Origin of the sequence: Marinobacter sp. bablab_jr003, from assembly GCF_016464245.1 — a bacterium.
GTDB classification, from domain to species: Bacteria; Pseudomonadota; Gammaproteobacteria; order Pseudomonadales; family Oleiphilaceae; genus Marinobacter; species Marinobacter vinifirmus.
In genome coordinates this window covers 1-11,573 of sequence record NZ_JADARC010000135.1, presented here as the reverse complement: position 1 = coordinate 11,573, position 11,573 = coordinate 1, and the positions used below count along the sequence as shown (strand labels likewise).

Here is an 11,573-nt window from a genome sequence, read left to right as displayed (position 1 = left end):
AACGCTGGAAGCGAATCAAGGGGTTTGACCAACTGAAGCTGGTCGTGGACAACGTGCAGTTTCAGGATGGAATACAGGTGGAAGATCAATCTGGCAGGAACGCTGCCTGATGGTCATACACCAGATTTGACAATAACTCTACTAGCAATCTATGTTGGTTAACTGGAGCCGTATCGTGAGTAAAGCCTGTGGTGGCCCATGTAGCTGCGATGCAACGCCTGCAGCGGATACCGATATGCCGGTCTCCTCCGAAGCGTCAGGGGAATGGGTCAGCGTGTATGCTGTGCCGAAGATGGATTGTCCCTCAGAAGAACGGATGATCCGCTTGGCGCTGAACGGCTTTGATGAGATTCGAACGCTGTCCTTCGACTTGTCGAACCGCCGATTGGAGGTCGTGCATGACGGCGAGGCTGAGCCCATTACCGCGAAACTGGCGACCTTGGGGCTAGGCGCCTCTCTTCAGGAAACCGTCATTGCCGACCCAGAGACGATCAAGGCCGCTGAGAGCTCGGCGGTCTCTGCTACGCAGGAGTCAGGCACTCTGCGCGTGTTGCTCGGTATCAATGCGATCATGTTCGTGGTGGAAATGACTGCTGGCCTGATCGCCCAGTCTACCGGCCTGATCGCTGATTCCCTGGATATGTTTGCCGATGCAGCCGTCTATGGCCTGGCTCTCTATGCCGTAGGGCGCAGTGCGAAAATGCAGGTACGTGCCGCGCATCTGGCAGGGGTACTGCAACTGATTTTGGCTATCGGCGTACTCGTCGAGGTGGTGCGACGCTTTGTTTTCGGTAGTGAGCCTGAATCGCTGATGATGATGGCGATCGCCTTCGTCGCGTTGATCGCCAATACCGGTTGCCTGCTGTTGATATCCAAGCACCGCGAAGGCGGCGCGCATATGAAGGCAAGCTGGATATTCTCGGCCAATGATGTGGTTATCAATCTGGGAGTTATCCTTGCGGGGCTTCTTGTTGCCTGGACCGGTTCAAACTATCCGGATCTGGTTATTGGCGGCGTTGTGGGAGGCATTGTATTCATTGGTGCCAAGCGCATCCTTGCACTAAAAGGATAATTCGATGTCTGAACACCGTGCTAGTTTTTCTACGTTTATCTTTCTCGGCTTTTCCACACTGGTAGCGCTGGCCGACCAGCTTATTAAATGGCTCGTCCAGCAATCCATGGCTTACGGGCAATCGGTTGAGATCACTCCTTTCTTTAATTGGGTGCACGTATGGAATAAAGGCACTGCCTTTAGTCTCTTCGCCGATGGCGGGGGCTGGCAGCGATATTTTTTTATTGCGATAGCCGTTGTCGTCTCGGCTGTTCTGGTCAAATTGATGCGGGACAGCCATAAGCGAACAGAAGCCCTGGCCTATGCGATGGTACTTGGCGGTGCATTCGGAAATGTCATCGACCGAGTTTTCCGAGGCTACGTTGTCGATTACCTGGATTTCCATTGGCAATCTTGGCATTGGCCGGCGTTCAACCTTGCCGACGTGTTCATCCTCCTGAGCGTGGCCATGATTTTGGTCACGGGCTTCACAGCCGAGAAAGGTGCCGGGAATAACATGGAAAATCGCCAGAATGGCTAGTTTTCGCGCGGTCGCAACACTCGCTAAGCCCTCTGAGCCAGGCTTAGCGAGTGTTGCGACTACGTTTAATTGAACAGCAACGACCAAGGAGAAAACAATGGGCCACGAGCATGCTCACATGTCACCGGATACTAAGGATAAGAGAGTTGCAGTAGCTATCTGGGCGAACGGTATCCTAACCTTGGCTCAGATCGCTGGAGGGATCTTCGCTGGCAGCTTGGCGCTGATAGCCGACGCTATACACAACTTTTCGGATATGGCGTCACTATTTATCGCATTTGCGGCGCGGAAGATTGCACGCCGCCCGGCCGACTCGAAGATGACCTTTGGCTACGGGAGAATTGAGGTTGTTGCGGCACTCATAAATTACACCACTTTGATAATGATCGGGGCATATTTGATCTACGAAGGTGGCATGCGATTCATAGATCCCCCGGAAATCAAGGGGTGGTGGGTAGTTTGGCTTGGCATTATCGCATTGGTAGTGGATGGTTTGACCGCGCTGCTTACTTACTCCATGCAAAAGGACAGCGTCAACATCCGTGCGCTGTTTCTACACAACTTGTCTGATGCGTTTGCGTCAATTGCAGTCGTTGTAGGCGGCGCCCTGATTCTCCTGTACGACATGCGTTGGGTTGATCCCGCGATCACAATTGGTATCGCAAGCTATATTCTCTACCTGGGTCTAACGGAAATCGGCGGAACCATCCGGACACTCATGCTGGGTAGTCCATTGGATATCGACACAGATTCTGTCATCGAGGCTTTATCAAACGTAGAAGGCGTTTTAGACCTTCACCACGTACATTTCTGGCAGATGGGTGAGCATGATGCCTCCCTCGACGCCCATGTGGTGGTCGAAATAAGTGCCTGGAATGAACTTGAAAAAGTCAAGGGTGGGATAAAACGAACTTTGGAAAACGAGTTCGGCATCACTCATTCAACATTGGAGTTTGAACATCCTGATCACAGTCACAAAGATGCCCATACTTATGGCCATGGCTAGCAGGGCTGCTGAAAAGGGTACCGTGTGGCAGATATGCTGCGAATGGCCGACATTCCACTCGGTTACGAGCACGCCATGCGAGACGTAATTGAACGCCACCAGGTCTGGGCCTACCTCATCGCTGTTGTTTTCGGACTGTCTGTGGATTGGACATCGTCCCTCGGTGACAGTGTGCCGGATTACTTAATCTGGGGGTTGCTCGGAGTTCTGCTCTACGCCACATTTACTCAAACACCGTTGACCCACCTGTCTGATATGTTCCGGGACCGTCGGTTCATGGGTGCCTTGCTCACCGGAAATTTTCTGGTCATGCCGGCGATCACTGCCTTGCTGATATTGGCGCTGCCGGACAATGACGCGCTGAAGTTGGGAGTGCTTCTGGTATTGCTGATGCCCTGTACCGACTGGTTTGTCACCTTCACTCACCTAGGCAAGGGGGACAGCACCCGAGCCATTGCGGCAACACCGGTTCTGCTGATTGCTCAACTGGGTCTTCTTCCACTTTACCTCTGGCTTTTCATGGGTAATCAGTTCGACGTGAATCTTGAGCTTGGGCGGCACCTCCTGCCGGCCTTTGGCGGGCTGATTATTGTCCCGCTTATCCTGGCATTTCTGACTGAAAAATGGGCCGAAAACTCCAGAAAAGCCATCGGGTTCATTCGCTTCATGGGTCTGATGCCGGTCCCTCTGCTGACAGTCGTACTGTTCATCATCTCAATGACACAGGTCAGCCAGATCGACAGTACCGGCTCACTTATCTGGCCCTTGATGATTCTGTTTCCGGCCTATCTTCTAGCTGCGGCTCTGGTTGGAAAGGCTCTGCGCCGGGTCTTTCGATTACCGGTAGAAACCGGTCGCACCGTCATCTTCAGCCTAGGAACACGCAACTCCTTCGTGGTTTTACCTTTGGCACTGTCAATGCCAGAGGCCTGGGCTGTGGCCGTCGTGGTGATTGTCGTCCAGTCTTTGTTGGAACTGTTTGGAATGATGCTTTATCTGCGGTGGGTGCCTAGTCGGCTGCTACCGGACACCTGAATAATCTGAAACCCGTAAACTCATTTAAAATAGGAAGATCTCCCGTGCAAACCCGAACCCTGGTCATCAGTCTCCTTCTTTTTTGTCTGGTTGTCTTTGCTGGTGCTTTTGTTATTTACGATCGCTCCCAGGGCACTAATGAACCCGCCGTTGTTGAAAAAACGCCACTGGTGAGGGATTACTCTCCCGTTATTGGCCCTGAGGACGCGCCGGTAACCATTGTCGAGTTCTTCGACCCATCCTGCGAAGGTTGTCGCGCCATGCATCCCTATGTGAAACAGATTCAGGCTGCCTACCCGGACAACGTGCGTCTGGTACTGCGCTACGTATTGTTTCACAAAGGCTCGGAAGAGGCCGTCAGAATCCTGGAAACCGCCCGTGAACAGGGGGTCTATGAGCCGGTACTGGACGCTGTTATGGAAGCACAACCGAAATGGCACGATGATCCAAAGGTCGCCGCAGCATGGGATGCGGCGGAGTCAGCCGGACTTGATGTCGAAGCCGCTCGGGCCGGTATGAACTCACCCGAGATTGACGGCATTATTCAACAGGATGCTGCGGACGTTAAGGCGGTTGGAATTTCCGGAACCCCAACATTCTACGTTAACGGAGACACCTTGAGCCGCCTGGGGCCTCAGGAACTGTACGACCTGGTGACATCCAAGGTAGGGTCACTGAAATAACAACAAAACAACCGGCAACGCTATGTCACTGCTTGACTACCTTTTACCCTACGATTTCTCGCCGCTGACCATACTCAGCTACATGCTCGTGATGGGATTCTATGGCGTCGGGCTAATTCGGATGCCGGAACAGGACCGGCCAGGCTCACTGCGGATCTTTGCGTTCACCCTGGGGGTACTGATCTGTTATGCGGTGATGCAGACCCGCTTCGATTACTACGCACAATACATGTTCTTCGTCCATCGGGGTCAGCACCTGATTCTTCATCATATCGGTCCGATCCTGATCGCCCTGTCCAACCCTTTACCGGTCATGCGGTTCTGGTTCGCAAAAATCAGCCCGGGCTGGAGGCATACATTGAGGCCTCTGGGCTGGGTCTATAACGTTCTGCAACAGCCTTTTATCGCCCTTTTCCTGTTTGTCGGGCTTATCTATTTCTGGCTGTGGCCATCAATCCATTTTGACGCCATGCTCAGCCGGGATCTGTATTGGGTCATGAACTGGAGCATGTTGCTGGATGGCCTGCTGTTCTGGTGGTTGATCTTTGATCCAAGACCGCCGGCGATCACCTCATCGCTGGGGTATGGCAGACGCATGTTGGTTCTGGCCGCCGCAGGTGTGCTTCAGATGTTTCTTGGGGCGTGGATCGTGTTTTCACGTGACATGGTCTATGACGTTTACGAAGTCTGTGGCAGGGCCTGGCCGCTGGACCCGGAAGTCGACCAGCTACTGGGAGGCATGCTGACCTATATTCCTCCGGCCATGATGAGCATTCTTGGCATTCTTCTGATGCTCCGGCGAGCCATGCATCAGGACGGAAAATATACCAACCAATCCAAACAACTTGAGGAAACAGCGTCATGAGAACTCGCTTCTGGCGACAGCGCACCAACATCATATCGGCGACCTTAACGCTGATAGCATCCCTATTGCTGACTGGTTGCTTTGGCAATGACGAGGAAGACTGGAACGGTAAAAACATCAGTGGCTTGATGCCTGAGCTGGAATTCGACCTGATCAATAGCCAGGGCAAGTCTGTATCTGGCGATGATTACAGTGGCCGCGTGAGAATGCTGTTTTTCGGGTTCACCTCGTGCCCCGATGTTTGCCCGACCGCCCTGCAAAAACTCAATCAGGCAACCAGTGGCCTGGACCCCGCGCTTCAGGATGAAGTACTCACTTTGTTCGTGAGTGTCGATCCGAAACGTGACACGCCTGAGCGTCTCGCAAAATACGTGGATTTCTTCGGCGACAATATTGTAGGACTCACTGGAAAAGAACCCCAGCTTCGTGAACTGGCAAAACGATATAGAACAACCTTCGGTTATGACGAACCTGCCGCTGATGGAAATTATGCGGTGTCACACAGCAGCGCGATTTATGTATTTGATCGCGAAGGTAACCCCCGCCTCTTAATGCGGCCCGATCTGAGTAGAGAAGAAATTCGGCATGACCTCGTTGCTCTTATTCAGGAGGATGCCTGACTGAATAGACTGTCCCAACTCGAATTGAGACAGTCCTGGTTGGCGGGCACATACAAAGTGGTTAAGCAGAGCCGGAGAGTGTCTCGATAATTCGGCAGTCCATAATAACTCCGCCGTCACAACACGCACTCAGTCTTTCCAACTCGTGTTCCATTGCATGTAGATCTTTCAGTCGAGAGCGCACTTGAACCAGTTGTTGTTCAACTTTGGCGTCCACACCCGCACAGGACTCCTGCTGACGATCCGCCAGTGAAAGCAGTTCACGAATATCGTCAAGGCTAAATCCGAGCCCGCGGCTTCGTCGAATAAACAGCAGCCGCGAATGATCCTCTTCGGAGTAGAGACGATAGCCCGACTCCGAGCGGGTCGCTTTCGGCAACAGTCCAATTTTTTCGTAATAACGGATGGTCACGGGCTTAACGCCCGTATCATCAGCTAGCCGACCGACCGTGTTCCTTTTTTCGCTCATCGCTATTGACCTTATAGTTACTATAACCACCAGTGTATCGATGTATTGCACGTTTTAGGAGGGTTCGTCGTGGACAGCTGCTGTGAAAACAAGGCCGGTGAACTGGCACAATTGCGAGCGAGCCAAAGCCGGGTGCTTTACATTGCGCTTGCCATCAACGCAGTGATGTTTGTGGTGGAATTCAGCGCCGGCTGGATTGCAAGCTCTACCGCGTTGCTGGGCGATTCGCTGGATATGTTTGGCGACGCGTCTGTCTATGCACTGACACTGTTCGTGCTGGACCGAAGCCGTCGCGCGCGTGCCGGAGCGGCTTTGTTCAAAGGCGGCTTTATGCTGTTGTTCGGGCTTGTTGTTGTCGCCGATGCCATCCGCAAGCTGGTGATACAGGAAGTGCCCGCCGCCGAGTGGATGGGCGCTGTCGGCGCTCTTGCCCTGTTTGCAAACGGCGTTTGTTTTGTGTTGCTCTACCGTCATCGTGCGGACGATCTCAATATGCGTTCCACCTGGATGTGTTCCAGGAACGATCTGTTCGCCAATAGCAGTGTAATCATTGCGGCAGGATTGGTCGCCCTCACCAATACCCTCTGGCCGGACATCATTGTGGGCCTCGCCATTGCTGCGCTATTCCTGCACTCCGCTTGGCAGGTCATCCGTGAGGGTATGGAGGAATGGCGTGCCGGTGGGGCTGAAACCGCCGATAAATCGAGCAAAGATGAAGGCGATACCGCTGGAAACAGCTGCTGCTCTTCTTCGCAAAGCACTTGTGCCAATGAATCCAGAGAGCCATCCCGGTGACCACCAATAACCGGGTGATTCCATGGGGGCTGCTGCTGTCAGCCTGGCTACTGGCGGCGGGGTCCTCGCTTTCAGCCATCTACATCGGGGAAGTTCTCGGGCAGGCTCCGTGCGTTCTGTGCTGGTTTCAGCGCGCCTTCATGTTTCCGTTGGCGGTGATTCTCGCAGTCGCCTGCTACTACTCGGATTTTAACGTTTGGCGCTACGCTATGCCGCTGTCTGTCATTGGCTCCCTGTTCGCTCTAGCCCACTCACTGCTTTATGTGGGGCTCATTCCACAACCCATTCAGCCCTGCACGGCCACTGGCCCGTCCTGCTCGGGTGACGGAATGACGATATTTGGTGGGCTGCCGCTTCCGTTTCTATCGCTGGCCATTTTTGTTGCCATCATCATTCTGCTCTTGCTTATCCGTCGGAGAGTTCATACATGAATCGTCGTGCCATCTTTGTTGTCGTGTGTCTCGTGCTGATCGCAGCCTTTTCAGCCGCCGTCCTATTCAAGCCACAGCCCCAGCAGCCTCAAAAAACGGCCACCACCGGCGAAAAGTCTGTTGCCGCTGCCGAACCGATCGCGAACCAACAAGCATTGGTACGCTTCCATTCGCCCACATTCGGGCCTGCCGACGCACCGGTGATCATCGTTGAGTTTTTCGACCCCTCCTGCGAAGCCTGCCGGGCGTTCTACCCGATCGTGAAACAGATACTTGCTGAGTATCCAGGCCAGGTGCGGCTTGTTTTGCGGTACACAATGTTCCATCAGGGTTCCGAGGAAGTCTCCAGAATTCTGGAAGCAGCTCGCCTGCAAGATGTCTATGAACCGGTGCTGGAAGCTGTGTTGGAGGTGCAGCCGGCCTGGCACGACGACCCGAAGGTTGCCAAGGCATGGGGAGCGGCCGAGGCAGCCGGTCTGGACCTGTCCCAAGCCCGTGAGGATATGCAATCCGAACGGATAAGCGCCATCCTTGATCAGGACATGCAGGACGTCAAAACCATCGGTGTTCGGGGCACCCCGACTTTTTTCGTGAATGGCCGCCAACTCACGGAGTTTGGTCCCAAACCGCTACTTCGTCTTGTTCAGGAGTCGCTCCCAGACGCACAGAAATAGTCGACCGGTGTCGAACAAAACACGGATGGGCTTGATGCCCTCCACCGTCAACTGAACTCAGAAAATTGAGGACTCACGGAAATGCCAGATCTTGCGACATGGGGAATGCTGGCTGCTTTTTTTGGCGGCCTGGTGTCATTTTTCTCACCCTGCACTCTGCCGCTGGTTCCGGGGTATCTATCGGTCGTTACGGGCGGCACTGTCACAGACCGTTCGAGTCGACTGCAATCTCTGTGGCTCAGTATCTGTTTTGTCCTTGGGTTCAGTGTAGTGTTCATCGCTTTTGGTGCCAGCGCTAGTCTGCTCGGTCAGTGGCTGATGGCCTACCGGCAGGAAGCCAATCTGGTGGCGGGCATTCTGATTGTGCTGATGGGGCTATTTATGCTGGGCTGGTGGAGCATGCCCGCGTTACAGCGCGACTGGCGCTTTGGGCAAACCCTTGAGGGTGGACGGCCCACGGCAGCGTTCCTTCTCGGCTTGGCCTTTGCCGTCGGGTGGACACCGTGTATTGGCCCGATATTGGGCGCTATCCTGGCTCTCAGTTCCACCCATGCGAATGCTGAAACCGGCATGCTGTACCTGGCCGTTTATTCGCTGGGGTTGGCAATTCCATTTTTGGCAACGGCTTTATTTATTAAGCACTTTCGGGCGCGAGTGCGCTGGATGAGCCGCTGGAGTCAGTCACTGAGAATCCTGGCAGGGCTGGTTCTGGTTGTTATGGGGGTAATGGTGCTGACGGGACAGATGACCCGGTTTGCATCATGGATGTTATCCGCATTTCCGGTACTCGGAAGACTCGGTTGATCCCGGGCAAATCTTTGCCCACAACTTAGCTGGCCGATAAGGCAGGAGAACTGAGCAGTGAACAGTGAACTCAAGACGTTCTATCTGACAGAACCGGCAGCAGCCGCTGATGCTGACAATCAGGGCGATGTCGCTACAGCGTTCAGACATCTTGAACGGGCTCATATTCTGAGCCAGAAGTTCGCGTTAGCGCACACGACAACACATTTGCGCATGCTCCGGCTTGGCTGGCACGCGCGCGATGCTCGCGAGGTTCTCGGTCAGCTGGCTCGGGCCTTCGCTGCGTTGCTGGTTTCACGAATCCGGGTTCCTGTCGGCAATACGGGACGTGCCAACGTCAGCGCATTTGAACCGATGGCGGTGCCGGAAGACTTGGCGATTGTTCTGGGACACCAGAATCCTTCCAACACGTAATTGAAGGACACCACTTGATGATCAAACCCTGCTTCCAACACCACGCAAAGCGCTTTGCATCCATTGCATTGATGATGCTGGCAATCCTCCTTGTTGGCTGCATGGGCGATGATCCGCCGGATTGGCACGGGACAGACATCAGCGGCGTGATGCCCAAGCTTGAATTCGATTTGATCGACAGTCAGGGAACACGGGTTTCAGGCGATGATTACAGTGGTCAGGTACGAATGCTGTTTTTCGGATTTACCTCTTGCCCTGATGTTTGCCCCACTGCTCTGCAAAAACTCAGCCAGGCCGTCAGCGGGCTGAGCACGGAAAATCAGGAGGAAGTACTTACGTTGTTCGTCAGTGTCGATCCTCAGCGCGACACACCCGAACGCCTGGCGGAGTACGTCAATTTTTTTGGTGACAAAATCATCGGGCTGACCGGCAACGCCTCTGACCTCCGCACGCTTACCCAGCGATACCGGACGACGTTCGGGCATGAAGAACCGGACGCAGAAGGTGACTATGCCGTTACTCACAGCGGTGCAGTCTATGTGTTTGATCGTGAGGGTAATCCTCGCCTGCTTATCCGGCCGGAAGATTTAAGCGCTCAATCCATTCGGCAGGACCTTGTTGGCCTGCTTGAAGAGGATTACTGAATGACTGGAGGCTCTGGAGGAAAGCTCTGACTCGAATGTTCGCTTTTGTTTAGGCCCGGACATTTTATTTTCCTCGTAGCTGTCAATTGATGGTTCTAACAGGCAGTGCCTTTAGACCGCAATAGTGGGCTACGTTTTTGGGGTACGAAATACCAATCCATCAATGGCATGGACAAAAAAGTGTATGAAGAGGGCCTTATATCGACGTTCGCCATGGACACGAGGCCATATAGTGAAAGCCCTGTTATGCTCAGTTTAAAGTCATGTCCATAATTGGATCATTCGTAGTTACAACTTTTACGCGTCTTGTGAGAAGCTCTTTCGCCCCGATCTGCGTCATGCACCAGTAGTGGTGCTGTCGAATAATGACGGCTGCGTGGTGGCCCGGTCCAGAGAGGCCAAAGCGCTTGGCATCAAGATGGGCGTACCGGTTCATCACATCCAAAACGAGATCCGCCGGTACGGCATTCAGGTCTTTTCTTCCAACTATACCTTGTACGGCGACATGAGCCGGCGAGTCATGACCACGCTGGAAACCCTCGCTCCGAGAGTGGATGTTTATTCCATCGACGAGGCGTTCTTGGATCTGACCGGCATGGGACGAATCGTTGAGTGGGAAGTGTATGGGCGAAAGGTGCGGGAGACAGTGCATCACAACATCGGCCTGCCCGTCTGTGTGGGCATCGCGCCAACCCGAACGTTGGCCAAACTGGCCAATTACGCGGCCAAGAAATACCCGGCCACCGGTGGCGTGGTGGATTTAACCGACCCGGCCCGGCAGCGTCGGCTGATGGTCCGGGTGCCCGTGGATGAAGTGTGGGGCGTCGGTCGCAAGCTGTCAGCGAAGTTGCAGGACATGGGTATCGACTCCGCGCTCAAATTGGCGGACACCGATTTGGCCACATTGAGGAAACGGTTCTCGGTGGTGCTGGAGCGCACGGCGCGTGAGTTGAATGGCATCGCCTGTCTGCCTTGGGACGAAGTGCCGGCACCGAAAAAACAAATCATGTGCTCACGGTCTTTCGGTCAGCCCATTCAAGCGCTGGCGGACCTGGAAGAGGCGGTGGCGCATTATGCCTCCAGGGTGGCCGAAAAGCTCAGAGCGGGGGAGCAATACGCCGGCGAGTTGATGATCTTTATCCGAACCAATCCCTTCAAAGCCGATGCACCCCAGTATTCGCGGAGCGCCAGCATTCGTTTTATCCAGGCTACTCGGGACTCTCGGACCATTGCCAAAGAAGCGCTGACACTGCTCCGAACGCTCTATCGGGAAGGTTTTGATTACGCCAAAGCTGGTGTCATGCTCGGGGATCTGGTGGATGACTCAGGGCTTCAGTCCGATTTATTCGAAGCCTCTGAATCCGCACATTCCAAGGAAGAGCGCTCTGAGCGTTTGATGGCGGAGTTATTGTCAAATCTGGTGTATGACCATCAGGCAGCGTTCCTGCCAGATTGATCTTCCACCTGTATTCCATCCTGAAACTGCACGTTGTCCACGACCAGCTTCAGTTGGTCAAACCCCTTGATTCGCTTCCAGCGTT

The 11,573-nt window shown here is 54.0% G+C and carries 15 protein-coding genes; 14 read left to right on the top strand and 1 reads right to left on the bottom strand.

Annotated elements, in window-relative coordinates; translation table 11 throughout:
• Positions 1–175: 175 nt before the first annotated feature.
• From H3Z84_RS16835 to H3Z84_RS16805, 7 genes are all read left to right on the top strand, one after another.
• Positions 176–1,072 carry a cation transporter gene (locus H3Z84_RS16835; protein WP_123891398.1) on the top strand — a complete coding sequence of 299 codons (897 nt, stop codon included), beginning with the start codon at positions 176–178 and terminating at the stop codon, positions 1,070–1,072.
• A 4-nt stretch (positions 1,073–1,076) separates the two neighbouring features.
• Positions 1,077–1,592 carry a signal peptidase II gene (gene lspA / locus H3Z84_RS16830; protein ID WP_199458282.1) on the top strand — a complete coding sequence of 172 codons (516 nt, stop codon included), beginning with the start codon at positions 1,077–1,079 and terminating at the stop codon, positions 1,590–1,592.
• A gap of 97 nt (positions 1,593–1,689) precedes the next feature.
• Positions 1,690–2,598 carry a cation diffusion facilitator family transporter gene (locus H3Z84_RS16825; RefSeq protein WP_008169406.1) on the top strand — a complete coding sequence of 303 codons (909 nt, stop codon included), beginning with the start codon at positions 1,690–1,692 and terminating at the stop codon, positions 2,596–2,598.
• A gap of 42 nt (positions 2,599–2,640) precedes the next feature.
• Positions 2,641–3,633, top strand: a complete 993-nt coding sequence (locus H3Z84_RS16820; RefSeq protein WP_197492701.1) for an arsenic resistance protein — start codon at positions 2,641–2,643, stop codon at positions 3,631–3,633.
• Between the two features lie 44 nt (positions 3,634–3,677).
• The gene (locus H3Z84_RS16815; protein ID WP_058091791.1) at positions 3,678–4,316 is read left to right on the top strand and encodes a DsbA family protein; all 639 of its coding nucleotides are present in this window, start codon (positions 3,678–3,680) and stop codon (positions 4,314–4,316) included.
• A gap of 22 nt (positions 4,317–4,338) precedes the next feature.
• A complete protein-coding gene (locus H3Z84_RS16810; protein WP_023010648.1) occupies positions 4,339–5,181 on the top strand; it encodes a cytochrome c oxidase assembly protein in 843 nt (280 codons plus the stop codon).
• Positions 5,178–5,801, top strand: coding sequence for an SCO family protein (locus H3Z84_RS16805; RefSeq protein WP_123891400.1), 624 nt, complete (start codon positions 5,178–5,180; stop codon positions 5,799–5,801). Before H3Z84_RS16810 ends, H3Z84_RS16805 begins: the two co-directional genes overlap by 4 nt.
• A gap of 61 nt (positions 5,802–5,862) precedes the next feature.
• On the opposite strand, the gene H3Z84_RS16800 is transcribed toward H3Z84_RS16805, so the two are convergent.
• Positions 5,863–6,270, bottom strand: a complete 408-nt coding sequence (locus H3Z84_RS16800; protein WP_008173636.1) for a MerR family transcriptional regulator — start codon at positions 6,268–6,270, stop codon at positions 5,863–5,865.
• A 69-nt stretch (positions 6,271–6,339) separates the two neighbouring features.
• Here H3Z84_RS16800 and H3Z84_RS16795 point away from each other — a divergent pair, with 69 nt between their 5' ends.
• From H3Z84_RS16795 to H3Z84_RS16765, 7 genes are all read left to right on the top strand, one after another.
• Positions 6,340–7,065, top strand: coding sequence for a cation diffusion facilitator family transporter (locus H3Z84_RS16795; RefSeq protein ID WP_008173639.1), 726 nt, complete (start codon positions 6,340–6,342; stop codon positions 7,063–7,065).
• Positions 7,062–7,496, top strand: coding sequence for a disulfide bond formation protein B (locus H3Z84_RS16790; protein ID WP_008173641.1), 435 nt, complete (start codon positions 7,062–7,064; stop codon positions 7,494–7,496). Before H3Z84_RS16795 ends, H3Z84_RS16790 begins: the two co-directional genes overlap by 4 nt.
• On the top strand, positions 7,493–8,170 hold the full coding sequence (locus H3Z84_RS16785; RefSeq protein ID WP_008173644.1) for a DsbA family protein: 678 nt from the start codon (positions 7,493–7,495) through the stop codon (positions 8,168–8,170). Before H3Z84_RS16790 ends, H3Z84_RS16785 begins: the two co-directional genes overlap by 4 nt.
• 81 nt (positions 8,171–8,251) lie before the next feature.
• Positions 8,252–8,974 (top strand): cytochrome c biogenesis CcdA family protein, encoded by a 723-nt coding sequence (locus tag H3Z84_RS16780; protein ID WP_008173647.1) that lies wholly within the window; start codon positions 8,252–8,254, stop codon positions 8,972–8,974.
• A gap of 57 nt (positions 8,975–9,031) precedes the next feature.
• Positions 9,032–9,388 carry a DUF3703 domain-containing protein gene (locus H3Z84_RS16775; protein WP_008173648.1) on the top strand — a complete coding sequence of 119 codons (357 nt, stop codon included), beginning with the start codon at positions 9,032–9,034 and terminating at the stop codon, positions 9,386–9,388.
• Between the two features lie 17 nt (positions 9,389–9,405).
• On the top strand, positions 9,406–10,032 hold the full coding sequence (locus H3Z84_RS16770; protein WP_053113916.1) for an SCO family protein: 627 nt from the start codon (positions 9,406–9,408) through the stop codon (positions 10,030–10,032).
• Between the two features lie 277 nt (positions 10,033–10,309).
• The gene (locus H3Z84_RS16765; protein WP_199458283.1) at positions 10,310–11,488 is read left to right on the top strand and encodes a Y-family DNA polymerase; all 1,179 of its coding nucleotides are present in this window, start codon (positions 10,310–10,312) and stop codon (positions 11,486–11,488) included.
• Positions 11,489–11,573 lie beyond the last annotated feature (85 nt).